Origin of the sequence: Paenibacillus sp. 1011MAR3C5, from assembly GCF_003591485.1 — a bacterium.
GTDB lineage: Bacteria > Bacillota > Bacilli > Paenibacillales > Paenibacillaceae > Pristimantibacillus.
Window position 1 is genome coordinate 59,409 of sequence record NZ_QZCF01000012.1, and the last position, 25,429, is coordinate 84,837.

Below are 25,429 nucleotides of genomic sequence, written 5' to 3' on the forward strand. Positions count from 1 at the left end.
TTTTTTGGCATACACTCCTATTATCTATTGGTCATCCTGGTCTGTAAATCTATCCGAAGTCACCGTGTCCTTCTGCCCAATCCTAGTTCGAATGCTGTCGGATTCGGGCGATGGCAACGCAAAGAGGGATGGGCTATACTAATATGAACTTACCTTTCAGCGGCAGAAAGCCGATAAATACGGGTAAGGATAAGGAAATGATAGGAAATAAGCGTTTATCTCTCTCAAAAAAGGCAAAGCTGATAGAAAAGGCTTTTGATCTTGCTAATACGGAGGGATAACGATGATGAGGCAAATATTGCTAATAACGGATGGCTGCTCGAATGTGGGGCTTAGTCCTGTGGTGGCCGCGGCTCATGCTAAGTCGGAAGGCATTCATGTCAATGTGGTGGGTGTGCTCGACCATGGTGATGTAGGCGAGCTGGGAGCGGCAGAGATTGAAGAGATTGCGCGTGCCGGCGGGGGAATGAGCCGTATGGTCAATACGCGGCAATTATCGCAGACCGTCCAGATGATGACGAGGAAGACCGTCGTACAGACGATTCAGATCGCGGTGCAGAAGGAGCTGCAGCAGGTGCTGGGCAACGGCTCCATCGAAGCGCTGCCGCCGGAGAAGCGGGGCGAAGTGGTACGCGTGATCGATGAGCTTGGCGAATCGTCAGGTCTCAGAGTGGCGCTGCTGATCGATGCCAGCGCGAGTATGAAGCCGAAGCTCGCCGCTGTGGAGGAAGCGATTCATGATTTGATGCTTAGCTTGCAGGCCAGACAGGGTAAGAGTGAAATAGCGGTGTTCCATTTCCCAGGCTCGCGTCATGGCGACGACTGCATTATGGATTTGGCTTGGACCAGCCATCTAAGTGGCGTGCATTCGATATTTCCCAAGCTGCAGATGGGCGGGACAACGCCGACAGGACCTGCGATTATGCAGGCGGTCGATTATTACAGGCAAGGCGAAGCGGGGGACTACGGCCGCAGAGGCAGACATGAAACGGATGGGATGATGGGTGACTACGTCGTTTAAGCTGGAGCTGCGGCGCGGAAGCGTCGTAATCGGCAAGTGGAGGCAAGGCAAGTACCGGGTGGAACGGCTGCTGGGAGAAGGGGCCAACGGGAAAGTCTATCTGGTCCAGAAGGACAGGGATTGGTACGCGCTCAAGGTAGGAGCGGATGCGGTAGATCTGCAATCCGAGGTGAACGTGCTAAAGTCGCTTGCTCAGCAGAAGGGACAAGGGATGGAGCCGTTTCTGTTCGATGTCGATGATCTGTACGGACCGGGCGGGAAGGAATATCCGTTCTACGTGATGAGATATGTGCGCGGAACGACGCTGGCCAGTTATCTGAAGGAGCAGGGGGCGGAATGGTTCCCTCTTGTCGGGCTGAACCTGCTGAGCAAGCTCGGCAGGCTGCACCGGTCAGGATGGGTATTCGGCGATCTGAAGGTGGAGAACGTGATGGTGGCCGATTATGGCCATGTCGAGCTGGTGGACTTCGGGGGTGTGACGGCTGCCGGCAAAAGCATTCGCCAGTTCACGGAGATCTATGACCGCGGATACTGGAACAGCGGCTCGCGCGCGGCTGATCCGAAGTATGATCTCTTCTCGTACAGCGTATTATGCATTCAGCTGCATGATCCCAAACGGCTCCATCAGCTGACCAGGGAGCTTCTGCCGCAGAACCGGTCAACGGTCGAGCTTATGGCAACCGCAGAGGGCTGTGCGGCGCTTAAGCCGGTCGCCGGCTGGCTGCGTAAGGCGCTGCAAGGCGAATTCAGAGACGCAGATGAAGGCGCGGCTGCATGGCGACTGCTGATGCACCGGAAGGAGACGCGCAGATCCACCGCAATGCCGGGCTGGCTGAAGGGGCTCGTTGCGACCTCCGGAATTCTGCTTGCGGCTTCGATCTTCGTCTGGCTGCTTCGCAATGTATGGATGTAGCAGAGGAGGGCAATAGAATAATGAATGAACCGCTTCAGATGGAACTCGCTAAGGAAGCGGCTGCCCACAGCATGTGGGAGAAGGGCGACACCATTCTGGTCGCCGTGTCGGGAGGCCCCGATTCCATGGCATTGCTTCATATGCTCCAGGGACTGACCGCTGAGCAAGGAATCAAGCTGGTTGCCGCTCATGTGAATCACGGATTTCGGGCTGAAGAATCCGCCTTCGAGCTGGAGGTTGTTCAATCAATCGCTGAGAGCCTTGGGGTCCCATGCGAGACCATTGTCATGGATCTGCCTTCTTATATAGAAGAAAACCGATTGAATCTGCAGGCTGCCGCAAGGCAGAAGCGATACGAATTCCTGTACCGGACAGCGCTCCAGTACGGCGCGTCGCGCATTGCGCTTGCCCATCATGCCGATGATCAGGCGGAGACGGTGCTGATGCGACTGATAAGGGGAGCAGGGCTCTCGGGGCTGTCGGGCATGAGCAGCGTCCGGCGCGAAAAAAATGTGCAACTCATACGCCCTCTGCTTCGTATGAACAAGTCAGACCTTCTGCGTTATTGCGAGGAGCATGAGATTCCTTATTGCGTAGACAGCAGCAATCTGGCACGGTACTACTTCCGTAATACCATTCGTCTGGACGTTATTCCGTATTTGATGCAGTTCAACCCGCAGCTTCCTCAATCTCTCCAAAGACTGGCTGAAGTAGCCGGTGCGGAGGATGAGTGGATGGAGCAGCAGGCATCTGAATGGTTCAGTCGCATCGTACGTTGCGGAGAACGTGAATGCCAGGTAGAATGCCGTGAGCTGTCCAGCCTGCACGTCGCTTTACAAAGGAGATTGATTAAACTAATATTAAATTATCTGTCTCAGGATACGGAAAACATAACCTATGGCGCCGTCGAGACTATGCGGCAGGCGGCATCTTCGCATGCCCCAGCTACATGGCGGATGGACGCTGCAGGCGGGATCCAATGCTTGCGCGAATACGGTGTTATGAGATGGGTACATACGAATGCAAGGCAGGATATGGCAGGCGGGTACGATTATGTCATCGAACAGGGAAGCGATGAACGAATTGAAGCGGCGCCAAGCGGATGGAGCTTCCAGCTCGAGTGGCTGGAGACTGCGGCTGAGAAGCCATCATCCCGCATGGAAGCGTATTTCGATGTGGCCGGTCTCGTCTTTCCGCTGCATGTGCGCAACCGCGTGCCGGGAGACAGGATTCATGTTTTAGGATTAAATGGTTCGAAAAAAGTGCAAGATATGTTCGTTGACGAGAAGGTACCGCCCTCCCGTAGAGAGCTGTATCCGCTGCTTAGCGACGGCGACGGCAAGCTGCTGTGGATTCCCGGCATCCGCCGATCCGCGCATGCCCTTCCAGGGAGCGGAAGCGCACAAGTTCTGCGTATTACGGCACTCAACGAATAAGGAACAAGGGAATACACATAAACATAGGTAACGCGTGGGAGGCTTTTGAATTGCAGAACGACATCAAAGAAGTGTTATACAGCGAAGAGCAGATTGACGCCAAGGTAAGAGAACTGGGGGCTAAGCTCAGCGCTGATTATGAAGGGCGGAATCCGCTCGTTATTTGCGTCCTCAAAGGCGCGTTTATTTTTATGTCCGATCTGGTGAAAACTATTACCGTTCCGCTTGAGATCGACTTTATGGCCGTCTCCAGCTACGGGGCTTCCACCAAATCATCCGGCGTCGTCAAGATTATTAAGGATCTGGACGTGTCGGTAGAAGGACGCGATGTCCTCATCGTCGAAGATATTATCGACAGCGGCCTGACGCTCAGCTATCTGATCGACGTATTGGAGCGCAGAGGCTCGAAGTCCGTGACCGTCGTCACGCTGTTCGACAAGCCAGCGCGCCGTACGGTTAGCTTGGAGCCGAATTACAAAGGCTTTACGCTGCCTGACGAGTTCGTCGTCGGCTATGGTCTGGATTATGCGGAGAAATACCGCAACCTTCCTTATATCGGCATTCTGAAGCCGCAGGTTTACGAAAAGTAATCGCGCTGGAGCCGTACATGTCCACCCTCCGATAGCCTCTATTGTGATGGAAAGTCATGCTATGGTAAAATATCTAAAGCGTCTGAGAGGAGGTAGGGGATGAATCGGATCATCCGAAATACTGGTTTTTATTTGATCATCTTTTTGGTTACCGTTGGTGTTTTTCAATATATTAGCGGTCAAGGGGATTCCACCAAGCCGCTGAGATACGATGAATTCCGCCAAGTTGTGGAAGCGGGAAATGTAGCATCGATTACCGCGAAGTACGATAAGGAATCGTATTACATTACGGGTAAATATAAGACAAAGCCGGAGGGGGCGGAGAGTGACAACTTCACGACCCGCATGAATACCTTCACGGCACAGCAGAATCTGGGTGCTTGGCAGGAGGAGCACGGCTTCGAGTATAAGGCCGAGCCGATGGATACCCCAAGCTTCTGGGTGACGTTCCTGACGTCAATTATTCCGTTCATTCTCTTGATCGTGCTGTTCTTCTTCCTGATGAATCAGGCTCAAGGCGGCGGCGGCAAAGTGATGAACTTCGGCAAGAGCCGTGCCCGTCTGTACAACGAAGAGAAGAAGCGTATCACGTTCGAAGACGTGGCAGGCGCAGACGAGGAGAAGCAGGAGCTCGTGGAGGTCGTTGACTTCCTGAAGGATCCTCGCAAGTTCAATCTCGTCGGCGCGCGTATTCCGAAGGGCGTACTGCTTGTAGGTCCTCCGGGTACAGGTAAGACGTTGCTTGCCCGGGCAGTTGCGGGTGAAGCGGGCGTGCCGTTCTTCAGCATCTCCGGTTCCGACTTCGTAGAGATGTTCGTCGGTGTCGGCGCATCCCGTGTACGCGACCTGTTCGAGAACGCGAAGAAGAACGCGCCATGTATTATCTTCATTGACGAGATCGACGCTGTCGGCCGTCAACGCGGCGCCGGACTTGGCGGCGGGCATGACGAGCGCGAGCAGACGCTCAACCAATTGCTGGTTGAGATGGACGGCTTCGGCGCGAACGAAGGCATTATCATTATCGCAGCGACGAACCGTGCGGATATTCTGGACCCTGCACTTCTGCGTCCGGGCCGCTTCGACCGTCAGATTACGGTTGACCGTCCAGACGTGAAAGGCCGCGAAGCGGTATTGAAAGTCCATGCGCGCAACAAGCCGCTTACCGGCGAAGTGAAGCTGGACGTTATTGCGAAGCGTACGACAGGCTTCAGCGGCGCGGACCTCGAGAATCTGCTTAACGAAGCGGCGCTTCTTGCGGCACGCCGCAACAAGAAAGAAATCAACATGGTGGATATCGACGATGCGATTGACCGCGTGATTGTCGGCACGGAGAAGAAAAGCCGTGTCATCAGCGATCGCGAGAAGCGTATCGTGGCCTACCACGAAGCAGGTCATACAATTGCTGGCTTCTTCCTGGAACATGCCGATCTTGTGCACAAGGTAACCATCATCCCGCGGGGACGCGCAGGCGGATATGTCATTATGCTGCCGAAGGAAGACCGCATGCTGGTCACGAAGCAAGAGCTGCTTGATAAAGTAACGGGTCTCTTAGCAGGCCGCGTAGCGGAAGAAGTATTCATCGGTGAGATTGGAACCGGCGCATACAGCGACTTCAAGTCGGCAACGGGCATCGTGCGCAGCATGATAATGGAATACGGCATGAGCGACAAGCTTGGTCCGATGCAGTTCGGCAGCTCGCAAGGTCAAGTGTTCCTGGGTCGTGACATAGGCCATGAACAGAACTACTCCGACGCAATTGCGTACGAGATTGACCAAGAGATGCAGAACATCATCAATGATTGCTATGCCAGAGCGAAGAAGCTTCTGACAGAGAAGAGCAAAGAGATGCATCTGATCGCGAATACGCTGCTTACGGAAGAGACGCTTGAGATGGAACAAATCAAGTCCTTGATCGAAAAAGGCGTGCTGAAGGCAGAAGGCGATTCGCCATCTGGCGAAGGCTCCTCCTCGGCAGAGGTTACAACTGCTGAACCGATCATCGACGAGATTGGCGATGTGAAAGTTCGCATCCAGCCTCGTGACGAGGCGGAAGTGAAAGACGCGACGCCACCTGATCAATCCGGCAACGATTCCGACGATCCAGATAAAAAATAACCATACTCGTCCCGTCGCTCCTTATGGAGCCGCGGGACGTTTCATTTTTTTTAAACTAGTGTGATTATTCATGCAATTCATTACATAAACATGCAGTAGTGGTGTTAATGTATCTAACACAATTTGATTGACGTAAATTTTTTTGTAACTATAATGAAATAATAGCGGCATGAAACAGCAATACTGTATGTAATGCTGTGATTGTTGTTGTCATGTTCAAAAACAATTTAATTAAGGGGAGAATTGAAGCATGAAAAAGACATTCAGCTTTATGCTCATGCTAGTAGTCGCTCTGTCGCTTGTATTGTCTGCTTGCGGACAAGCCAAAAACGGCGGAACAAATGAGGGTGGAAACAAAGTCGAGTCTGACGGAAGCGGCAAAGACTTCAAGATCGGCATGGTAACAGACGTAGGCGGAGTTAACGATAAATCGTTCAACCAAAGCGCATGGGAAGCTCTTCAGAAGCTGAAAGCCTCCACTGGCGCGGAGACGAAGTTCCTGGAATCCAAAGGCGAAGCGGACATGGAGCCGAACCTGAACAACTTCGTTCGTGAAGGCTACAGCCTGACTTGGGGCATCGGCATGCTGTTCGAAGACGCGCTGAAAAAAGTAGCGTCTGAGAATCCGGATGCTAAGCTTGCCGTAATTGATGCTGTTGTAGAAGCTCCGAACGTAACATCCGTTACTTTCGCAGAGCAAGAAGGCTCCTACCTGGTAGGCGTTGTAGCAGGCCTGATGACGAAAACGAACAACATCGGTTTCGTTGGCGGTATGGAAATTCCGGTAATTACACGCTTTGCGAAAGGCTTTGAAGCTGGTATCAAAGCCGTGAATCCGGATGCTAAAGTAAATATTACGTATTCCGGCGCTTTCGATAAGCCTGACCTTGGCAAGAGCATTGCAGCTACTATGTACAACGATGGCGCGGACATCATCTTCCACGCTTCCGGCGGTACAGGCAATGGCGTATTCAATGAAGCTATCGAGCGCAAGAAAAGCGGCAAAGAAGTATGGGTTATCGGCGTAGACAAAGACCAATCGCTGGAGTTCGGCGACGAAGTAACGCTGACTTCCATGATGAAGGGCGTTGAAGCGGCGGTAACGAAAGTATCCAAAGACCTGATCGACGGTGAGTGGAAAGGCGGATCGCATCAAGTACTTGGTCTGAAAGACGACGCAGTAGGTCTGCCTGAGACCTCTACGAAGAACGTTCCAGAAGACGTTCTGAAAAAAGTAGAAGAGTACAAAGCGAAAATCGTCAGCGGAGAAATTACAGTTCCGGCTGAATAAGATCGAAGGATCGGACTCACGATAAAGCTTGGCATGGGTCACAGAGGCAAGACCGGCATGAGCCGGTCTTGTCCTGTTTCTCTGATCAGAAAGAGCGAATAACTATATGTGATCCCGGGAGATGATGAACGCATGGATCAGAGCGGGGCAGTCGTACAACTGAAGGGCATTACCAAGAGGTTTCCTGGCTTGGTTGCGAATGATTCCATTAACTTCGAGCTGAAGAAAGGCGAAATTCACGCTTTGCTTGGCGAGAACGGTGCAGGCAAGTCTACGCTTATGAATATCTTGTTCGGCTTATATCAGCCGGATGAAGGAGAAATTTGGATTAACGGAGAGCAGACGGTAATCGACGGCGCCTCCAAAGCGATTGAGCTGGGCATTGGTATGGTGCATCAGCATTTCAAACTTGTGCAGCCCTTCACGGTAGCGGAGAACATCGTTCTTGGCAATGAACCGAAGAAGGGGCTTACGATTGATTACAAGCTCGCGAACGAGAAGGTTAAGTCGATCTCCGAGCGCTATGGTCTGAAAGTAAATCCGCAGATGCGGATTCAAGATATTACGGTTGGCATGCAGCAGCGGGTTGAAATTTTGAAAACGTTATATCGGGGCGCGGAGATTCTCATCTTCGACGAACCGACAGCTGTTCTGACCGTTCAAGAAATCGAAGAACTGATCGAAATCATCCGTAACTTAGCTGCTGAAGGCAAGTCCATTATTATTATTACGCATAAGCTGAAGGAAGTTATGGCGTTGGCCAATGCGGTAACGGTTATCCGCAGAGGCAAGGTCATCCGCACAATCAGCACAAGCGAGACAAGCGAGCGCCAGCTGGCGGAGCTGATGGTAGGACGGGATGTCAACTTCCAGGTAGAGAAGACAAAACGCAAGCCTGGCGAGGTAGTGCTATCGGTTGAAAATCTGCGCATGAAGGGCGATCAGGGCAAAATGGTGCTGGACGGAACCAGCTTCCAAGTGCGCTCCGGTGAAATTTTCGGTATTGCAGGCGTAGACGGAAACGGACAAAGCGAGCTGATCTATGCCATAACGGGCATGCGCAAGGTGCAGGACGGTCATGTGAAGCTGAACGGTACAGATGTAACCAACGATACCCCTCGTAAAATCTCCAATGCAGGTGTCGGCCATATCCCGGAGGATCGGCATAAGCATGGGCTTGTGCTTGATTTCAAGCTGAGCGAGAATATGATTCTCAATACGTATTTTAAGCCGGAATACGGCAAGTCGGGCCTGATTGACGAGAAAGCGATGGACAATCTGACAACCCGGTTGGTGGAGGAGTTCGACGTTCGCACATCGGGCATTTACACGCATGCGCGTGCGTTGTCAGGCGGCAACCAGCAGAAGGCAATCATCGCCCGCGAGCTGAATAAGGACCCAGATCTGATAATTGCGGTACAGCCTACACGGGGTCTGGACATCGGGGCGATTGAATTTGTGCATAAGCGTCTCATGGAGGCGCGCAATGAAGGCAAGGCCGTTCTGCTTGTATCCTTCGAGCTGGACGAGCTGTATGCCTTGTCAGACCGGATTGAGGTTATGTATGAGGGCAAGCTGGTTGGAGCGGTGGATGCCGATCATCGGGACGATGAGCGTCTCGGCTTATTGATGGCCGGCAATTCCGATCATGATGGGGAAAGGGGCTAGCGGCTATGGACGTAATCAAGAAGATTTTTAATGAAAAAAGATCGCTGCTGGTGCCGGTTGTCTCCATCGTGCTCGGCTTGCTGATCGGGGCCATTGCCATGCTGGCAGGCGGCTATAATCCGATTCAGGCGTATAGCTCGCTCTTCAATCGGGTAATCGGCAGCTCCTATCATATGGGTGAGACCATTCGTGCGATTACACCTCTGATCTTTACAGGTTTAGCGGTAGCTTTTGCCTTCCGCACCGGCTTGTTCAACATCGGGGTAGAAGGACAGTTTGTCATGGGGATGACAGGCGCGACACTGATTGGTGTATTGCTCGACTTGCCATGGTACATTCACGGTCCGCTTGCCGTCATTACCGGAGCGGTCTTCGGCGGTATCTGGGCTGGTATTGTAGGTTACTTGAAGGCCAAGCGCGGCGTGAACGAGGTTATCTCGTCCATCATGCTGAACTGGACGGCTCTGTATCTGGCCAATTTCATTGTGACGCGGTTCCTGACTGATCCGGGTCAGCAGAAGTCCAGAGCGATTCATGAATCGGCGCTGATGAATATCGAATGGCTGGTTCAGTTGATGGACAAAGCGCGGATTCACTGGGGGACCTTCGTGGCGCTGGCATGCGTGATGATCTTCTACATCATCTTGTGGCGTACGAAACAAGGCTATGAGCTTCGCGCAGTCGGACACAATCCGGATGCCGCGCTATATGCCGGTATGAACGTCAATCGTACGGTCGTGAAGTCGATGATGATCAGCGGCGTGTTCGCGGGTCTTGGCGGTGTGTTCGAGGTGCTTGGCGTATTCGGCAATCAGACCATTATGGCGGCATCGCCTGGTTACGGCTTTGACGGTATCGCCGTTGCTTTGCTTGGAGGTAATACGCCGATTGGTGTCCTGCTGGCTGCTGTTCTGTTCGGCGGCCTCAGCTATGGCTCCGCCGGCATGAGCTTCGGCGCGGGCGTGCCTCAAGAGATTGTCCGCATCGTCATCGGATCGGTTATCTTCTTCGTGGCTGCGCATGGCATCGTGAAGTTTATTCTTAAACCGTTCATGAGCAAACGAGCAAAGCGGAAGGAGGCGGCGTAAGATGCAGTTTATTGAAATATCCGGCCAGCTCATTAATATTACGCTCGTATTCTCTACTGCGCTTATCTTCGCTGCTCTTGGCGGCATGTTCTCGGAACGCTCTGGCGTAGTCAACATTGGTCTGGAAGGCCTGATGGTATCCGGCGCCTTCGCGGCAGCGGTCGCGACAGACTATGCAACGCAGGCCGGTCTTGGCGGCATTTCGCCTTGGATTGGCCTGATTGCGGCAGCGGTCTTCGGCGTTGTGTTCTCGCTCCTTCATGCGGTGGCGACGATCACGTTCAAGTCGGATCAGACCGTTGTCGGCGTCGTTATTAATATCCTGGCGCTCGGAACGGCGATCTATTTCACCAGAAGCCTCTATGACGGCTCGGCTCAAACGAGCCAGCTGACGGAAGTGTTCCATAAGGTGGCTATTCCATTCTTGTCCGATATTCCGATTATCGGGGAAGGCATCTTCCGTTCATACCCGACGACGTACATCGTCATTCTGCTCGTCATTATCAGTTACTTTGTGTTGTTCAAGACGCCGTTCGGCCTTCGTCTTCGCGCGGTAGGCGAGCATCCAAGCTCGGCAGACACGGTAGGCATCAGCGTAACGAAGTACCGCTATATCGGCGTTATGCTAAGCGGCGCGCTTGCCGGTCTTGGCGGGGCTACGATTACGCTGACAACGACAAGCAGCTTCGCGCACAATACGATCTCAGGCCAAGGCTTTATCGCGCTTGCCGCCCTGATCTTCGGCAAGTGGAATCCGCTTGGCCTTGCCGGCGCAGCCGTATTCTTCGGCTTTGCTCAAGCCTTGCGGAACTTCGCGCAGCTGTTCGATTTCTCCAAGCAAATCCCGACGGAAGTGTTCTACATGCTTCCGTACGTGCTTACGCTTATCGTTCTTGCGGCGGCAGTCGGCCGTTCCAGTGCACCATCGGCGCTCGGACAGCCTTATGACCCGGCAAGAAGGTAAGCAGCCCGCTTGAATCACAAGCAGTCGATATGACCGCCCTTAAAAGATCGCAATCCATCGCAGCCAGCGAATGGATTGCGGTCTTATTTAGTTCGCGCGGACAATTATAGTCAACCAAATGGTTGACTTTTTGTTTTGATCGTTTTATAGTTAACCACATGGTTGAATATATCGATGATAACGAACAATTGGATCGCATTTTTCACGCCTTGTCCGACGGCACGCGCCGAGAGATGCTGAAGCTGATGGCTGAGCGGGAGCGTACCGTCTCGGAACTGGCGGAGCCGTTCGCGATGTCTCTGGCTGCGGCCTCGAAGCATGTGAAGGTGCTGGAGCATGCGGGTTTGCTCCATCGGACCGTTCAGGGCAGAACCCACCACTGCCGGCTGGAGAGCGACACGATGGCTCAGGCCATGAAATGGCTGAAGTTCTATGAGCGTATCTGGACAGCCAGCTTCGATGCGCTGGAGAGAGAATTGATGGGTGGTCTGTCTGAAGATGAGTAAGATGCGTATGAGAGCATGCCTCATGCAGGCAGACTATTATGGAAGGAAAGCATAGCAAGAAAGGGTGAGGAAATTGACGGAACAAGCAAGTCATACGACGCTTGTAATGGTACGCGAATTCAGGGTGCCGGCGGACAAGCTTTTTGAGGCCTGGACCAAGCCGGAGATGATGCGCAAGTGGCTGATGACAACGGCGGATACGAACAAGTCGGCCAAGTGCGAGCCGCATGTGGGCGGAACTTGGGAGATTATTAGCATTCGCGAAGGGAAGGAATATTTGGCAACGGGTCGATATGTAGAAGTGGAGCCTCCTGTGAAGCTTGTTTTTACATTCAAGATGCCACAATTCAGTGACGCCGAGGATACGATTACGGTCGAGATCAAGCCGAACGCTCAAGGGTGCGAGATGGTATTCACGCAGCATATCTATGTGCCTCATGAGGACAACTGGACGGAGGGGGACACGCTCAAGGCAGTCCAAGAATTCCACGACCAGTCCCAGCATGGCTGGCATTATATGTTCCTTGGCTTGAAAGGGCTTGTAGAGGATGGCATTACGCCTGTCATTCCTAAATCTTAAGGAGGATTTTCTGTATGCAAAAAATCAATACGTTTCTGATGTTCGAAGGACAAGCAGAAGAAGCCATGAACTTCTATATAGCGCTATTCGAGGATTCCGAGATCATAAGCATCTCCAGGTACGGCCCGGAGGGACCAGGCGAGGAGGGCACGGTCATCCATGCGACGTTCAAGCTGGCTGGTATCACTTATATGTGCATCGATAGCCATGTCAAACACCAGTTCAGCTTTACGCCTTCGATCTCGTTATATGTAAATTGTTCCTCCGAGGCCGAGATTGAGACGTTATGTGCGAAGCTGTCGGAAGACGGGAAAGCCTTGATGCCGCTTGGCGAATACGGCTTCAGCCGGAAGTTTGCCTGGATAGCCGACCGGTTCGGGGTCACGTGGCAGTTGAACCTGGCATAAGGTTAGATGCTGCTGGGCATATGGCGATAGCATATAGCGATGAATGGGGCTCGTCCGGCAAAGGACGGGCTTCTTTTCTATAAAATGAGGAAACATCCATTGACAGAGCCATCTGCCAAGTGTAAATTAAATCTTAATCAAATGAATTTATCCCTTTTGGTTTAAACTATAGGCAAGCGAATCCCTAAGTTTGTGCATCATTTCACAAAGTCGCTATGCCGCATAACGGAATGGGACCATCGTTCGTCAAGGGAAGGCCCATCCCTCATAAGAGGAGAGGATCTATCGTGGAAGCATTGGCACTGGAGCGCAAGGCGGAGCAGAATCGCGAGCTGCGTGAGAGGCTGTTGCAATTGAAGAAAGAGCGTAATGCCATTATTCTTGCTCATTATTATCAGCGGGATGAAATACAGGAAGTAGCGGATTTCCGTGGGGATTCCTTCTTGCTCGCGCAGAAGGCTGCTCAGACGGATGCCGAGGTTATCGTGTTCTGTGGTGTGCACTTTATGGGTGAGAGCGCCAAGATTCTGGCTCCCAACAAGACGGTTATCATTCCAGATGAGCGCGCTGGCTGCCCGATGGCGGACATGGTGAATGTGGATGGCCTGCGCAAGCTGAAGGCTCAACATCCGAACGCGAAGGTTGTCACGTATATCAACTCTTCGGCCGAGATCAAGGCGGAGACGGATATATGCTGTACTTCCGCGAATGCGGTGAAGGTCGTCAACTCGGTTGAAGGAGACGAAGTGATCTGGGTACCAGACAAAAACTTAGGTCACTACGTTCAGCAGAACACCGACAAAAAGATGATCATTTGGGAAGGCTACTGCAATACGCATGATATGCTGACGGTGAAAGACGTAGAGGAGATGAAAGCCAAGTATCCGAACGCGCAGTTCGTCGTCCATCCGGAATGCCGCCCGGAGGTCGTGGAGCTTGGTGATTTTGTTGGAAGCACAACCGCTATTATCAAATACTGCAAGGAATCCGATGTTCAAGAGTTTATCGTTGGAACTGAGGATGGAACCGGCTATCAGCTGAGACTCGACAGCCCGAACAAGACGTTCCACTTCGCATCGAAATATTTGGTATGTCCGAACATGAAGGTGAACAATTTGAAGAAGCTCGTCAAAGCGCTTGAGACGATGCAGCCGCAAATTTACGTTCCGCCGGCTGTTGCGGACAAAGCCCGTCTGTCGCTCGAGCGCATGCTGCAAGTGAAGTAGCATGCGCTGCTTCACTTATAAGCGATAGTTGCAGGCTGCATATCAAGATGACCCCGAGGTGGAGGAGCTAGCGTTATGATTCCTAGATATTTGGTCGACGTGGAGCTGGACAAGCTGCCAGTCTTAGATAAAGATGTCATCGTTATTGGGGCCGGCATTGCCGGTCTTTTTACCGCTATACGGGCAAGCAGACAGCATTCTGTGCTAATGATCACGAAGAAGTCGCTGCTCGACAGCAATACGCGTTATGCGCAAGGCGGGATTGCCGCGGTGATCTCCGATGAGGATTCCCCTGCGTATCATAGGCAGGATACGCTTATTGCAGGCGCAGGGCTATGCTCGGATGAAGCGGTCGATGTATTGGTGCATGAAGGACCGAAGGGCGTGCAAAGCCTCATTAAGATGGGAACGCAATTCGATCTGGAGAACGGCGAGTTCGCCTTGACCAAGGAAGGCGCACACAGCCAGCGGCGCATCCTGCATGCGAATGGCGATGCGACGGGCTATGAGATCGTGCGTGCGCTGTCCGAGAATGCTGTAGCTAACGAGAAGATTGAAGTATGGGACGACCATTTCGTTATTGATCTGGTTACGCAGGACGGGGAATGCTGCGGCGCAATTGTTCAGAAGCCGAATGGCGAGCGGTTGTTCGTTCGCGGGAAAGCCACGATTCTCTGCTCCGGCGGTGCGGGCCAGCTTTATCGCTACACGACCAATCCGGAAGTGGCGACAGGAGACGGCGTTGCAATGGCCTATCGAGCGGGTGCCTACATAAGAGACGCGGAGTTTGTTCAGTTCCACCCTACGGCGCTATGTTATCCCGGAGCGCCGCGATTTCTGATCTCGGAAGCGGTGCGCGGGGAAGGCGCGGTATTGCGCAACATTCGGGGCGAGCGCTTCATGGAACGCTACCATGAGCAGCTGGAGCTTGCGCCGCGTGATATCGTAGCACGTGCGATCGTCAGCGAGATGGAAGCGACCAAATCAACCTTTGTTTATCTTGACGTTACCCATGAGCCGGCAGATATGGTGAGGCATCGCTTCCCAACGATCTATGAGTACTGCTTGAAATATGGCCTGGACCTCACTTCCGACTGGATTCCGGTTGCGCCTGCCATGCACTACATGATGGGCGGTGTGAAGACGGATTTGAACGGCGAGACGAATATTAAACGGTTGTTCGCCTGCGGCGAAGTGTCCTCGACCGGTGTGCATGGCGCGAACCGGCTGGCGAGCAATTCACTTTCCGAAGCAATCGTATTCGGCCGCCGCATCGTGAAGCGGATTGAGAATTCGCCGCCGCTTGATATGGAGCCGAAATTCTATAATGAAGTGGAGCGCAGCAGCGCTCCTATGCAGGCTGTCGTCGAACGGCGGCTGAAGCTGCAGAAGATCATGGTTCGGTATGTCGGCTTGAAGCGGAATGAGATTGGCCTGAGGAAAGGACTAGAGGAGCTGAAGCGCCAACTGCCGATCTTCCAGTCCATTCTGACGGAGCGCGAGGAGTTCGAATTCGCAAATATGCTCACTTGTGCGCTGCTGATGACCGAGTCGGCGATTACGCGGGAAGAAAGCCGAGGCGCGCACTACCGAGAGGACTTCCCGGCACGCGACGATCTGGTATGGAGAAAACATACGGTGCTGCACCGCACAAAAGGTATGACCGAGGAGCGAATTGAAGATGTTTGAGTGGACGACAGGCGGATATGATGCGCAGATTAGGGATCAGATCAGAAGCTGGCTTGCCGAGGATATCGGTAGCGGAGATATTACGACCGAGACGACGATTGCGGCAGGCTCCCGATCGACAGCTGTCATTCATGTGAAGGAAGACGGGGTCATTGCCGGTGTTCCGCTTGCGAAGCTGGTGTTCGACGTAGTTGACCCTGAGCTTTCCTTCGAAGCACGGGTGATGGATGGCGATTACGTCACCAAAGGGACGGTACTGATCGAACTGGAGGGCAGCACGCACAGCATTCTAACAGGCGAGCGGCTTGCGCTTAATTTGATGCAGCGTCTCTCTGGCATTGCTACGAAAACAAAAGCGTATGTCGACGCGCTCCAAGGGCTTCCCGTTCGTCTGGTCGATACACGCAAGACAACCCCTGGACACCGCATGCTGGAGAAGTACGCGGTACGTGTCGGCGGGGGCTCCAATCATCGATTCGGCTTGTATGATGCTGTCATGATCAAGGATAATCATATTAAAGGTGCCGGAAGCATTACTGCCGCAGTCACATCGGCGCGGCGGCAAATTCCGCATACGATGAAGATTGAAGTGGAGACGGAATCGCTGGCACAGGTAGAGGAAGCAATCGCTTGCGGCTCGGACATCATTATGCTCGATAATATGACGCATGAATTAATGAGGGAGTCCGTCGCTCTGATCAAAGGAAAAACCCCGCATATCATTGTGGAAGCTTCCGGCGGGGTGAGGCTCGACACCATTCATGGCATTGCCGCTTGCGGCGTAGACGTCATCTCTGTAGGAGGACTCACTTATTCGTTCCAAGCGCTTGACATAAGCCTGGATCTGAACGAGAAAAAGGAGGTCGGACGGGGATGATTCTGGTCATTGACGTAGGCAATACGAATATCGTGCTGGGCATCTATCGCGGCCAAGAGCTGCTGTATCATTGGCGGCTGAGCACGAACCGTTCGGCAACCGTTGATGAATACGGCATGAACATTCATAATTTGTTCCTGTACGCAGGGATCAAGATCGAGCAGGTCGACGGTGTCATCATTTCCTCCGTTGTTCCCCCGCTGATGAGGACGCTGGAGCAGCTATGCCTGAAATATGTGCGCAAGACGCCGCTTATCGTTGGACCTGGTGTTAAGACAGGGCTGAACATCCGTTACGAAAATCCGCGAGAGGTCGGAGCCGATCGGATTGTTAATTCGGTAGCGGGTATTGAGAAATACGGCTATCCGCTTATTGTCGTAGACTTCGGTACGGCGACCACCTTCGATTATATTGATACAACCGGCAGTTATCTCGGCGGAGCGATCGTGCCAGGCATCGGCATCTCGACGGAAGCGCTCTATCAGCGCGCGGCGAAGCTGCCGCGCATTGAACTGGCCAAGCCAAAGAGCGTCGTAGGGCGGAATCCGGTGACTTCGATGCAAGCAGGTATTATATTTGGTTATGCGGGGCAAGTTGACGGTATCGTGAATCGGATTCGTGCCGAATTCGGCGTGAATCCGCGTGTCGTGGCTACAGGCGGGCTTGCAGAGCTAATTGCCGCTGAGTCAGATACCATTGAAGAAGTGGACCCGCTGCTGACGCTGGAAGGCTTAAGAATTATTTATGAACGCAACCAGGAGGGCTAATAGATGGAAGAGCAGCTGAAGGACATATTGGTGCGAGGCACGGCATGGGACGGGAAAATTCGCGTATTCGCGGTCCGCACGACCAATATCGTGGAGGAGCTGCGGCGCAGACATGATTCTTTTCCTACTGCGACGGCCGCACTGGGCCGGACACTCTCAGTAGGCGCGATGATGGGTGCGATGCTGAAGGGCAAGGAAAGATTGACCATTCAAGTGAAGGGCGACGGTCCGATCGGACAGGTTGTGGTCGATGCCAATGCAAACGGAGAAATCCGTGGCTACGTCGATCATCCGCAGGCGCATCATGCCAGCAATGATAAAGGCAAGCTGGATGTTGCGGGAGCGGTCGGTACGTCAGGTTATATTCACGTGACGAAGGACCTTGGCCTTAAGGAACCTTATCGGGGCAGCGTTCCGCTAATCTCCGGCGAGCTGGCGGAGGACTTCACGTATTATTTTGCTGTATCCGAGCAGACGCCATCGGCGGTCGGGGTTGGGGTACTGGTGGAGAACGACAATTCCGTGCTGCATGCAGGCGGTTATATCGTTCAACTTATGCCAGGTCTTGCGGATGCAGAGATCACACGTCTGGAGCAAGCCGTGGCGAAAATGCCGCCGGTCACAACCTTGCTGGCTCAAGGCCAAACGCCGGAGGATCTGCTAAGGTGGCTCGTAGGAGAGGACTTGGTTATCCATGATACGATGCCGCTGGTGTTCAAGTGCCAGTGCTCCGAGGAGAGAGTGGAGCAGACGCTGATCAGTCTCGGCGAATCCGAGCTGCGCATGATTATTGAGGATGATGCAAGGGCGGAAGTGGTATGCCACTTCTGTAATGAGAAGTATTCGTTCGGCAAGGATCGGTTGGAGCAATTGCTGGTTCAAGCAAAGCCGAAGCCGGTTCAATAATAGAAAGGCAGTCCAGGCCATGAAGAGATATGAGGTTCTGAAGGCTGTGGTCATCCTTCAAGCCGTCTGTATGATTGCTCTGACGGGCATGGTGATGGTTAAGGTATGGCCCCTGCCTGGTTTAAGAGGAAACGAGCAGGGTGAGCAGACATCTCCGCCGGCTCCGACCGGCTCGGAGGGAAGCGGGCAGAAGGCTGTTGCAACGGTAGGAGGTCAGCCCATTACCGGTGCAGAGCTAACGAGCGAGCTGTACAGGCAATATGGAGACGAAGTGCTGCGGGTCATGATGCTCCGTCGCGCTCTTGAACTGGAGTCGAAGGCAACCGGCCTTCGCATCTCGCAGGAAGAGCTGGACCGGGAGATCGCCTCGGTAGCGGAAGGCTACGGAGATGAAGAAGCTTTCTACTCCATGATGAGAGAGCAGCTCGGATTGTCCAAGGAGCAGATTCAAGAGGAGTACCGCTACCGGCTGCTGCTGGAGCATATTACAATTAAGGATATTACAGTCGCCGACCATGAGGTGGATCGCTATATGCAGGATCATCCAGAGCAATTCGAGCCGCAGCTGCAATTCCATTTGCGCTGGATTGTGACGAATACGAGAGAGCAGGCAGAGAGCGTGCTTGCGAAGCTGATGGACGGGGAATCATTCGCTGCCATGGCCAGGCTCTATTCCCAGGATGAATTTACAGCTGAAGACGGCGGGGATCTAGGCATGATTGACGCGGATGATCCGTTCTACGACGGAGAAGTGCTTGCGGCTGCGGCAGGGATGTCGGTTGCGGAGATAGCAGGTCCCATTGAATTGACGGAACAAGGCTACGCCATTATCGAGCTGGCGGGCAGGAAATCCACGTCCAATCTGGCGAGCGACCGGCTGTTCGAGCAGGCTCGCAAGCAGCTTGCGCTGGAGCGTGCCAAGCCGCTGAATGTCATGGAAGACGAGCTGCTGAAGCGATATGATGCGATGATTATGAAGTGAAGACGACCGTGCCGGGAGCGCGGTCGTTTTTTTCCAATAGAAAGCAAAAGTGACTATTGACAACATTGGCGCGACATTGTTAAGATGTAATTAGTCAAAAACCAACTATTTTAGTCGGAATAAGGAGGACTTTCATTCCATGGCGAAAATTGTACAAAGCGTAACAGACCTGATCGGAGATACACCCCTTGTTCGTTTAAACCGTCTCGTGCCGGAAGATAGCGCGGAAATCTATGTGAAGCTGGAGTACCAGAATCCGGGTGCCAGCGTAAAGGACCGTATTGCGGTCAGCATGATCGAAGCGGCTGAGCAAGAAGGACGCATTAAGCCGGGCGATACCATCGTTGAGCCTACGAGCGGCAATACAGGCATCGGTCTGGCACTTGTAGCGGCTGCCAAAGGCTATAAAGCGATTCTTGTCATGCCTGAGACAATGAGTATTGAGCGCCGCAACCTGCTGCGCGCTTACGGCGCAGAGCTGGTGCTGACACCGGGTTCCGAAGGCATGAACGGCGCAGTACGCAAAGCGGAAGAGCTGGTTCAAGAGAATCCTTCATATTTCATTCCTCAGCAATTCAAAAACCAGGCGAATGTGAAAATTCACCGCGAGACGACAGGTCCTGAGATCGTGGAAGCGATCAATTCCCTGGACGGCAAGCTGGATGCCTTCATCGCAGGCATCGGCACAGGCGGAACGATCTCCGGCGCTGGTGAAGTATTGAAGCAAAACTACTCGGATATCAAAATTTATGCAGTTGAGCCTGCGGCTTCCCCCATTCTGTCGGGCGGCAACCCTGGTCCTCATAAAATTCAAGGGATTGGCGCGAACTTCATTCCGGATATCCTGAACCGTGAGATCTATGACGGTATCATTACGGTTGAGAATGATGATGCATTCGAATACGCGCGTCGTGCAGCGAAGGAAGAAGGCATTCTGTGCGGGATCTCCTCCGGTGCGGCGATCTATGCAGCGCTGAAGGTAGCGAAGGAACTGGGCAAAGGCAAGCGCGTTGTTGCTATCGTGCCTAGCAATGGCGAGCGTTACCTGAGTACGCCTCTATTCAATTTCGAGAACTAAGAGCTTTGTCGCAACTACAAAGCTTACGATAAGAAGGGCCTTTCATTCTTCGGGATGGAAGGCGCTTTTCTTTTGCCGGGCATTTCTGTATACTGAGCGAAATAAGCATCAGGGATCGGGGGACTGACAAGATGGTCACCGCTTGGGAAGAGTGGATTCGGTGGCGCGCCGAACAAACCTATACGACGCTGCCGCTAGTGAAGGAGCTGCCTCTCCAGAGAGAGACGGGGGGCAAGGTTGCTTCTTGGGAGGAAGCTTGGCAGGACGCATCGCCGTATGCCTTCGTGCTGGAGAGCGGCAAGGACGGGAGATTCACTTATCTGGGACTGCATCCCGATAGCGTCATTCAGGGCAAAGGCATGCAAGCGGAGTCGATTGACTTCCGCGGCCTGGACGAGCATTCGCAGGAGCGCAGGAAGTGGAAGGGCAAGCCGCTGGAGGTTGTGCGGGCTTGGATGAGCGACGGCAATGGACCTCGGCTTACTGATGCGGACGGGCCGAAGTGGCTGGGCGGCTGCGCAGGCTTCTGGAGCTATGATATTGTGCGCAGCATCGAACGTCTGCCGGAGCTTGCGAAGGATGATTCCGGCTTGCCGGATTATTTGTTCATGAGAATGAATGAAATCTGGGTCGTCGATCACAAGCGCAGCGTTGTCTACTGTGTCGTACATAGTCCGGTGTCGTTCGGCCAATCGGATGAAGAGCTGAGAGCCGTCTATGAACAAGCCTCGCTGCGTGCGGAGGGAATGGCGGACTACTGGCTGACTTGGTTCGAGGAAGAGAAGGCGCGCGAGAGGGCGGAGAAGCTGCGGGCAAGCCGTCTTGCCCATATGGACGGAGAATCGCTTCATATTGACGTCAAGACGATATCAGGCATCGAATCGCCTACTACCAAGGAGATGTACATGGACGCTGTGCGGGCTGTGCAGCGCTATATCGGGCAAGGAGACGTGTTCCAGGTTAATTTGGCCCAGCGCCAGTCCAAAGCCGTGTCGACGCCGCCAGAGGAGCTGTATGAATGGCTCAGACTATTTAACCCGTCTCCTTATATGGGCATGCTGCGCTCGCCGGACTTCCAGCTGGTATCGGCTTCTCCGGAGCTGCTGGTCGAGCTGAAGGGCCGCCAGCTTGGGACGCGGCCGATCGCGGGTACACGCAGAAGAGGACGCACGGAGGAGGAGGATCTTCTCTTCGCCGAGGAGCTGCGCACGAATGAGAAGGAACGGGCCGAGCATATTATGCTGGTCGATCTGGAGCGCAACGATCTGGGCCGTATCTCCACCTACGGAACGGTGAAGGTGAAGGAACTGATGGTCATTGAGCGCTACTCTCACGTTATGCATCTGGTCTCGCAGGTGGATGGCGAGCTAGCCGAAGGCAAGGATGCTTATGACGTTATAGCGGCGACCTTCCCCGGCGGCACGATTACCGGTGCTCCCAAGATCCGGACGATGGAGATCATTGAAGAGCTGGAGCCTGTGCGCAGAGGTCCCTATACGGGATCGATGGGATGGATTGACTATAACGGGGATATGGAATTTAATATTATTATTAGAACAATGGCTATACAGGACGGGATCGTCTATATTCAGGCCGGAGCGGGCATTGTCATCGATTCCGATCCGGGGCGCGAGTATGAGGAGTCGATGAACAAGGCGAAGGCGCTGTGGAAGGCTATTCAATACAGCGAACGGTTCGCAGCCGGGCAATCGCGGGAGCGGGACAGCGCAGCTAAGCTGCTACAATAGGTTTGGACAAAGGGGATGTGGAGCCATGATACTCGTAATCGACAACTATGATTCGTTCACGTACAATCTGGTGCAATATTTGGGCGAGCTGGGGGAAGAGATCGTCGTAAAGCGGAACGATGAGATTGATCTGGCCGGCATTGAGGATCTCGCCCCCGATCATATCTTGATCTCGCCGGGACCGTGCTCGCCGAACGAGGCGGGAATTAGCCTGTCGCTGATTGATCACTTTAAGGGTAAAATCCCGATATTCGGCGTCTGCCTGGGCCATCAGTCGATTGGACAAGCGTTCGGAGGCGAGGTCGTACGCGCGGAGAAGCTGATGCACGGCAAGACGTCCCCGATTCTGCATGACGGGCGGACGATCTTCGATGGGCTGGAATCGCCATTCACGGCTACGCGCTATCATTCGCTTATTGTTCGGCGTGAGACGCTGCCAGATTGCCTGGAAATCAGCGCAGAGACGGCAGAGGGCGAGATTATGGGGCTAAGGCATAAGGAATATGCGATCGAAGGCGTGCAATTCCATCCGGAGTCCATTATTACAGACCATGGGCATACCATGCTTCGCAATTTCCTGCGCCATCGGACAGGCGTTGTGCAATGAAAATCGGTCTGAACGGTAAAGTGGTTGAAGCGCATGAAGCTGTGATCTCAGTCTATGATCACGGCTTTTTGTACGGTCTGGGCTTATTTGAGACGTTCCGTACCTATCAGGGAAGACCCTATCTGCTAGAGCGGCATATGGCGCGATTGAAGGCGGGCTGTGCGGAGCTGGGCATCCCTTTCGGCATGAGTATTGGAGAGCTGGAGTCTTGGATAAGCATGTTATTGCGGGAGAATGGGCTGAAGGATGGCTACGTGCGATTGACGGTAAGCGCCGGGGAAGGTGTGCTAGGCCTGCCGACCGGAGATTATGAGCAGCCGAATATCGTTTTATTAGTAAAGGAATTGCCTCTAGTGAATGGAGAAGCAATGCGATTGGGCAAAGAGCTGCGCCTTCTCCGTACCGTGCGTAATACACCGGAAGGAACGGTGCGATTCAAATCTCTTCATTATATGAACAATATAATGGCGAAGAGAGAGCTGCTCGGATTGGCTGGTGAAGGGAGCGCACATCTGATGCCGGCGCATCCGGGAGCGGAAGGACTGATGCTGACGCGGGAAGGCTGGCTGTCTGAAGGTATTGTGAGCAATCTCTTTTTCTTGCGCGGCCGAATCGTCCGAACGCCTGCCATAGACACGGGAATCCTGCCCGGCATTACCCGGCAACGCGTATTGGAGCTTGCTGCAGATGCAGGATATGAAGTGGAGGAAGGCCGCTATCGGTGGGAAGAGCTTGTTGAAGCCGATGAAATTTGGATGACCAACTCCATTCAAGAGCTGATACCTATTACGCAGTTAACGCGCTATGATTCTGATGAGAGAATCGAGATGAGCGGCAGCTCTGCAGGACCGATGACGATGGAGCTGCAAGCCTTATACCAGGCGGACACTGGGAAGTAATCATAAGGTTATGGGTGACAGTCGGATTGGGGCATGCTAGCCGGAAGAGGCGACTGAGCAGGAGGGAGATGTGACAAATATGAATAATAGACCGACCTATTGGAAGCGATCCTACGACTTATGCGGCGGCGTGAAGCTCGAACTGGGTACGCGTACGCTAATTATGGGCATATTGAACGCGACACCGGACTCGTTCTCGGATGGAGGCCGCTATAACGATGTGCAACGGGCGGTTGCTCATGCCAAGGAGATGGTGGCTGCGGGAGCGGATATTCTGGATATTGGCGGAGAGTCAACAAGACCGGGCTTTGAGGCAGTCAGCGCGGAGGAAGAGCTTAAGCGGGTGCTGCCGGTCATCGCGGCCGTTCGCGAGGCCCTTCCGGAGGTCGCCATCTCGGTAGATTCCTATAAAGCCGCGACGATACGTCAGTGCCTGGAAGCGGGCGCTCATATCATTAATGATATCTGGGGGCTGAAGGGCGATCCCGATATGGCGGCTGTAGCCGCGGAGTATGGTGTGCCGGTCATCATTAGCCACAACCGACACGCACGGGATTATAATGACTTTGTTCCTGATGTACTGGCGGATCTGCAAGCCAGCGTTGGCTTGGCCCGCAGAGCGGGAGTTGATCCTCGGCATATATGGCTGGATCCTGGCATCGGATTTGCCAAAACCTATGACGATAATCTGGAGCTGCTTGACCGTCTGGACGAGCTGAACGAGCTTGGATACCCGGTGCTGCTTGGCACGTCGCGCAAGCGATTCATTAAGCAGACACTGGGCTTGCCGGTAGATGACCTCGTCGAGGGAACGGCGGCGACGGTAGCTCTCGGCATCGCGAGAGGCTGCCAAATTGTCCGTGTGCACGATGTGGAGGCGATCAAGCGCACGGCATTAATGACAGATGCGATCCTCTATCGCGGATAATGAAAGCGACCAAGCCGCATGAGCGAGGTTGCGAACTGGAAGGAGCAAGAGGCAATATGGACCGAATGAAAGTAAAGGGCATGCGCTTTTATGGATATCACGGCGTTTTCCCGGAAGAAAACAAGCTTGGGCAGCAATTTTATATCGATCTGGACCTGGGTATCGACCTGGAACAGGCCGCCAATACGGATGATCTTGCTTATACGGTGAACTACGCGGAGCTCCATGCGCTGACGAAGTCGATTGTGGAAGGGACTCCCTTCAAGCTGATCGAAGCGCTGGCGGGGCACATTGCATCACGAGTTCTCGAAGCTTATAATATGATCAATGACGTTACCGTCCGCGTGACAAAGCCGCATCCGCCGTTCGATATTCACTTTGACGGCGTGACAATCGAGCTGGCGAGAAAGCGGGATGCCGATGGCCGAATCGTACGCGCATAATGCCGCTGCAGTCGAAGCTTACATTGCTCTTGGCTCGAATATGGGGGAGCGTGACAAGCTGCTGATGGATGCGATCGAGCGCATAGACGCTCACCCGGAGATTCGGGTGCTGCGCGTATCCGGTATATATGAGACGGAGCCGGTTGGCTATACCGATCAACCTTCTTTCCTGAACATGGTGATTGCCGTGTCCACGACCTTAGAGCCCTTGGCTCTGCTGCGCGAGCAGCTGGAACAGGAACGCCTCCTCGGGAGAATTCGACATGAACGTTGGGGACCAAGAACCATTGACCTCGATCTCCTCCTATACGATAATGTCAGAATGGATCAAGAGGAGCTGACGCTGCCGCATCCGCGCATGATGGAGCGGGCGTTCGTGCTTGTTCCCTTGCATGATGTGATCTCGCATTCGCATTCTTTGCACGGAGGGGTTCAGGCTGCGTCTTATGCGGCGCTTCGGGAAGGAAAGGAAGGCATCACATTATGGAAAACAATCAATTGGCGCAGCGCGTCAGAGCCTTTCGAAAGCTGAAGGGCTACACACAGCTAGAGCTGGCCAAGGAGCTTGGCGTATCGGTGGCGGTGCTGGGATCGCTGGAGCGAGGCACACGGAAGAATGATCCTAAGCTGCTCAACCATATCGCGAAGACGCTAGGGATCAGCTACGAGGAACTTATGAGCATGAAGGAGGAATGAGGAG

Annotated in this window: 27 protein-coding genes; all 27 read left to right on the plus strand. The window is 53.5% G+C overall.

Annotated elements, in window-relative coordinates; translation table 11 throughout:
- Positions 1-110 precede the first annotated feature (110 nt).
- The 27 genes from D3P07_RS27240 to D3P07_RS24970 all read left to right on the plus strand — a co-directional run bounded on the left by D3P07_RS27240 (position 111) and on the right by D3P07_RS24970 (position 25,425).
- Positions 111-281 (plus strand): hypothetical protein, encoded by a 171-nt coding sequence (locus D3P07_RS27240; protein WP_182914506.1) that lies wholly within the window; start codon positions 111-113, stop codon positions 279-281.
- Between the two features lie 5 nt (positions 282-286).
- Complete coding sequence (locus D3P07_RS24845) at positions 287-1,021, plus strand: vWA domain-containing protein (RefSeq protein WP_119803526.1); 735 nt, start codon at positions 287-289, stop codon at positions 1,019-1,021.
- Positions 1,005-1,934 (plus strand): serine/threonine protein kinase, encoded by a 930-nt coding sequence (locus D3P07_RS24850; RefSeq protein ID WP_119803411.1) that lies wholly within the window; start codon positions 1,005-1,007, stop codon positions 1,932-1,934. The genes D3P07_RS24845 and D3P07_RS24850 overlap by 17 nt, the downstream gene beginning before the upstream one ends.
- Before the next feature lie 20 nt (positions 1,935-1,954).
- Complete coding sequence (gene tilS / locus D3P07_RS24855) at positions 1,955-3,370, plus strand: tRNA lysidine(34) synthetase TilS (protein ID WP_119803413.1); 1,416 nt, start codon at positions 1,955-1,957, stop codon at positions 3,368-3,370.
- Between the two features lie 50 nt (positions 3,371-3,420).
- A complete protein-coding gene (hpt, locus tag D3P07_RS24860; protein WP_119803415.1) occupies positions 3,421-3,960 on the plus strand; it encodes a hypoxanthine phosphoribosyltransferase in 540 nt (179 codons plus the stop codon).
- A gap of 99 nt (positions 3,961-4,059) precedes the next feature.
- Positions 4,060-6,075 (plus strand): ATP-dependent zinc metalloprotease FtsH, encoded by a 2,016-nt coding sequence (gene ftsH, locus D3P07_RS24865; RefSeq protein ID WP_119803417.1) that lies wholly within the window; start codon positions 4,060-4,062, stop codon positions 6,073-6,075.
- Between the two features lie 250 nt (positions 6,076-6,325).
- Complete coding sequence (locus D3P07_RS24870; RefSeq protein ID WP_119803419.1) at positions 6,326-7,366, plus strand: BMP family lipoprotein; 1,041 nt, start codon at positions 6,326-6,328, stop codon at positions 7,364-7,366.
- Positions 7,367-7,498: 132 nt separating this feature from the next.
- Positions 7,499-9,034 (plus strand): ABC transporter ATP-binding protein, encoded by a 1,536-nt coding sequence (locus D3P07_RS24875; RefSeq protein ID WP_119803421.1) that lies wholly within the window; start codon positions 7,499-7,501, stop codon positions 9,032-9,034.
- A 5-nt stretch (positions 9,035-9,039) separates the two neighbouring features.
- The gene (locus tag D3P07_RS24880; RefSeq protein ID WP_119803423.1) at positions 9,040-10,122 is read left to right on the plus strand and encodes an ABC transporter permease; all 1,083 of its coding nucleotides are present in this window, start codon (positions 9,040-9,042) and stop codon (positions 10,120-10,122) included.
- Position 10,123: 1 nt separating this feature from the next.
- Positions 10,124-11,086, plus strand: coding sequence for an ABC transporter permease (locus D3P07_RS24885; RefSeq protein WP_119803425.1), 963 nt, complete (start codon positions 10,124-10,126; stop codon positions 11,084-11,086).
- 188 nt (positions 11,087-11,274) lie between these two features.
- A complete protein-coding gene (locus tag D3P07_RS24890; protein ID WP_259391686.1) occupies positions 11,275-11,592 on the plus strand; it encodes an ArsR/SmtB family transcription factor in 318 nt (105 codons plus the stop codon).
- A gap of 106 nt (positions 11,593-11,698) precedes the next feature.
- On the plus strand, positions 11,699-12,172 hold the full coding sequence (locus tag D3P07_RS24895; RefSeq protein WP_119803528.1) for an SRPBCC family protein: 474 nt from the start codon (positions 11,699-11,701) through the stop codon (positions 12,170-12,172).
- 14 nt (positions 12,173-12,186) lie between these two features.
- Complete coding sequence (locus D3P07_RS24900; RefSeq protein WP_119803429.1) at positions 12,187-12,579, plus strand: VOC family protein; 393 nt, start codon at positions 12,187-12,189, stop codon at positions 12,577-12,579.
- Between the two features lie 287 nt (positions 12,580-12,866).
- Positions 12,867-13,805 carry a quinolinate synthase NadA gene (gene nadA, locus D3P07_RS24905; RefSeq protein ID WP_119803431.1) on the plus strand — a complete coding sequence of 313 codons (939 nt, stop codon included), beginning with the start codon at positions 12,867-12,869 and terminating at the stop codon, positions 13,803-13,805.
- A gap of 75 nt (positions 13,806-13,880) precedes the next feature.
- The gene (gene nadB, locus D3P07_RS24910; protein WP_119803433.1) at positions 13,881-15,494 is read left to right on the plus strand and encodes an L-aspartate oxidase; all 1,614 of its coding nucleotides are present in this window, start codon (positions 13,881-13,883) and stop codon (positions 15,492-15,494) included.
- Positions 15,487-16,371, plus strand: a complete 885-nt coding sequence (gene nadC, locus D3P07_RS24915; RefSeq protein WP_119803435.1) for a carboxylating nicotinate-nucleotide diphosphorylase — start codon at positions 15,487-15,489, stop codon at positions 16,369-16,371. Before nadB ends, nadC begins: the two co-directional genes overlap by 8 nt.
- Positions 16,368-17,138: a type III pantothenate kinase gene (locus D3P07_RS24920; RefSeq protein WP_119803437.1), complete on the plus strand. Its 771-nt coding sequence runs from the start codon at positions 16,368-16,370 to the stop codon at positions 17,136-17,138. The genes nadC and D3P07_RS24920 overlap by 4 nt, the downstream gene beginning before the upstream one ends.
- Before the next feature lie 3 nt (positions 17,139-17,141).
- Positions 17,142-18,044 carry an Hsp33 family molecular chaperone HslO gene (gene hslO / locus D3P07_RS24925; RefSeq protein ID WP_119803439.1) on the plus strand — a complete coding sequence of 301 codons (903 nt, stop codon included), beginning with the start codon at positions 17,142-17,144 and terminating at the stop codon, positions 18,042-18,044.
- A 19-nt stretch (positions 18,045-18,063) separates the two neighbouring features.
- Positions 18,064-19,026: a peptidylprolyl isomerase gene (locus tag D3P07_RS24930; RefSeq protein WP_182914507.1), complete on the plus strand. Its 963-nt coding sequence runs from the start codon at positions 18,064-18,066 to the stop codon at positions 19,024-19,026.
- A 139-nt stretch (positions 19,027-19,165) separates the two neighbouring features.
- Complete coding sequence (gene cysK / locus D3P07_RS24935) at positions 19,166-20,104, plus strand: cysteine synthase A (RefSeq protein ID WP_119803443.1); 939 nt, start codon at positions 19,166-19,168, stop codon at positions 20,102-20,104.
- Positions 20,105-20,235: 131 nt separating this feature from the next.
- Positions 20,236-21,852, plus strand: coding sequence for an anthranilate synthase component I family protein (locus D3P07_RS24940; protein ID WP_119803445.1), 1,617 nt, complete (start codon positions 20,236-20,238; stop codon positions 21,850-21,852).
- Positions 21,853-21,877: 25 nt separating this feature from the next.
- Positions 21,878-22,459, plus strand: coding sequence for an aminodeoxychorismate/anthranilate synthase component II (gene pabA, locus D3P07_RS24945; RefSeq protein WP_119803447.1), 582 nt, complete (start codon positions 21,878-21,880; stop codon positions 22,457-22,459).
- A complete protein-coding gene (locus D3P07_RS24950; protein ID WP_119803449.1) occupies positions 22,456-23,358 on the plus strand; it encodes an aminotransferase class IV in 903 nt (300 codons plus the stop codon). Before pabA ends, D3P07_RS24950 begins: the two co-directional genes overlap by 4 nt.
- Positions 23,359-23,437: 79 nt before the next feature.
- Complete coding sequence (folP, locus tag D3P07_RS24955) at positions 23,438-24,286, plus strand: dihydropteroate synthase (protein ID WP_119803451.1); 849 nt, start codon at positions 23,438-23,440, stop codon at positions 24,284-24,286.
- Positions 24,287-24,342: 56 nt separating this feature from the next.
- Positions 24,343-24,729, plus strand: a complete 387-nt coding sequence (gene folB / locus D3P07_RS24960) for a dihydroneopterin aldolase (RefSeq protein ID WP_119803453.1) — start codon at positions 24,343-24,345, stop codon at positions 24,727-24,729.
- On the plus strand, positions 24,707-25,261 hold the full coding sequence (gene folK, locus D3P07_RS24965; RefSeq protein ID WP_119803455.1) for a 2-amino-4-hydroxy-6-hydroxymethyldihydropteridine diphosphokinase: 555 nt from the start codon (positions 24,707-24,709) through the stop codon (positions 25,259-25,261). The genes folB and folK overlap by 23 nt, the downstream gene beginning before the upstream one ends.
- A complete protein-coding gene (locus D3P07_RS24970) occupies positions 25,213-25,425 on the plus strand; it encodes a helix-turn-helix domain-containing protein (protein ID WP_119803457.1) in 213 nt (70 codons plus the stop codon). Before folK ends, D3P07_RS24970 begins: the two co-directional genes overlap by 49 nt.
- Positions 25,426-25,429 lie beyond the last annotated feature (4 nt).

What these genes read in the sequence shown, in the direction of transcription:
- D3P07_RS24845 (WP_119803526.1), top strand. Translation starts at nt 287, where the DNA reads ATGAGGCAAATATTGCTAATAACGGATGGCTGCTCGAATGTGGGGCTT.
- tilS (WP_119803413.1), top strand. Translation starts at nt 1,955, where the DNA reads ATGAATGAACCGCTTCAGATGGAACTCGCTAAGGAAGCGGCTGCCCAC.
- D3P07_RS24970 (WP_119803457.1), top strand. Translation starts at nt 25,213, where the DNA reads ATGGAAAACAATCAATTGGCGCAGCGCGTCAGAGCCTTTCGAAAGCTG.
- D3P07_RS24930 (WP_182914507.1), top strand. Translation starts at nt 18,064, where the DNA reads ATGAAGAGATATGAGGTTCTGAAGGCTGTGGTCATCCTTCAAGCCGTC.
- D3P07_RS27240 (WP_182914506.1), top strand. Translation starts at nt 111, where the DNA reads ATGGCAACGCAAAGAGGGATGGGCTATACTAATATGAACTTACCTTTC.
- D3P07_RS24940 (WP_119803445.1), top strand. Translation starts at nt 20,236, where the DNA reads ATGGTCACCGCTTGGGAAGAGTGGATTCGGTGGCGCGCCGAACAAACC.
- cysK (WP_119803443.1), top strand. Translation starts at nt 19,166, where the DNA reads ATGGCGAAAATTGTACAAAGCGTAACAGACCTGATCGGAGATACACCC.
- D3P07_RS24920 (WP_119803437.1), top strand. Translation starts at nt 16,368, where the DNA reads ATGATTCTGGTCATTGACGTAGGCAATACGAATATCGTGCTGGGCATC.
- folB (WP_119803453.1), top strand. Translation starts at nt 24,343, where the DNA reads ATGGACCGAATGAAAGTAAAGGGCATGCGCTTTTATGGATATCACGGC.
- nadC (WP_119803435.1), top strand. Translation starts at nt 15,487, where the DNA reads ATGTTTGAGTGGACGACAGGCGGATATGATGCGCAGATTAGGGATCAG.
- ftsH (WP_119803417.1), top strand. Translation starts at nt 4,060, where the DNA reads ATGAATCGGATCATCCGAAATACTGGTTTTTATTTGATCATCTTTTTG.
- hslO (WP_119803439.1), top strand. Translation starts at nt 17,142, where the DNA reads ATGGAAGAGCAGCTGAAGGACATATTGGTGCGAGGCACGGCATGGGAC.
- D3P07_RS24875 (WP_119803421.1), top strand. Translation starts at nt 7,499, where the DNA reads ATGGATCAGAGCGGGGCAGTCGTACAACTGAAGGGCATTACCAAGAGG.
- D3P07_RS24950 (WP_119803449.1), top strand. Translation starts at nt 22,456, where the DNA reads ATGAAAATCGGTCTGAACGGTAAAGTGGTTGAAGCGCATGAAGCTGTG.
- D3P07_RS24885 (WP_119803425.1), top strand. Translation starts at nt 10,124, where the DNA reads ATGCAGTTTATTGAAATATCCGGCCAGCTCATTAATATTACGCTCGTA.
- folK (WP_119803455.1), top strand. Translation starts at nt 24,707, where the DNA reads ATGGCCGAATCGTACGCGCATAATGCCGCTGCAGTCGAAGCTTACATT.
- D3P07_RS24900 (WP_119803429.1), top strand. Translation starts at nt 12,187, where the DNA reads ATGCAAAAAATCAATACGTTTCTGATGTTCGAAGGACAAGCAGAAGAA.
- folP (WP_119803451.1), top strand. Translation starts at nt 23,438, where the DNA reads ATGAATAATAGACCGACCTATTGGAAGCGATCCTACGACTTATGCGGC.
- D3P07_RS24880 (WP_119803423.1), top strand. Translation starts at nt 9,040, where the DNA reads ATGGACGTAATCAAGAAGATTTTTAATGAAAAAAGATCGCTGCTGGTG.
- D3P07_RS24870 (WP_119803419.1), top strand. Translation starts at nt 6,326, where the DNA reads ATGAAAAAGACATTCAGCTTTATGCTCATGCTAGTAGTCGCTCTGTCG.
- pabA (WP_119803447.1), top strand. Translation starts at nt 21,878, where the DNA reads ATGATACTCGTAATCGACAACTATGATTCGTTCACGTACAATCTGGTG.
- D3P07_RS24895 (WP_119803528.1), top strand. Translation starts at nt 11,699, where the DNA reads ATGGTACGCGAATTCAGGGTGCCGGCGGACAAGCTTTTTGAGGCCTGG.
- nadB (WP_119803433.1), top strand. Translation starts at nt 13,881, where the DNA reads ATGATTCCTAGATATTTGGTCGACGTGGAGCTGGACAAGCTGCCAGTC.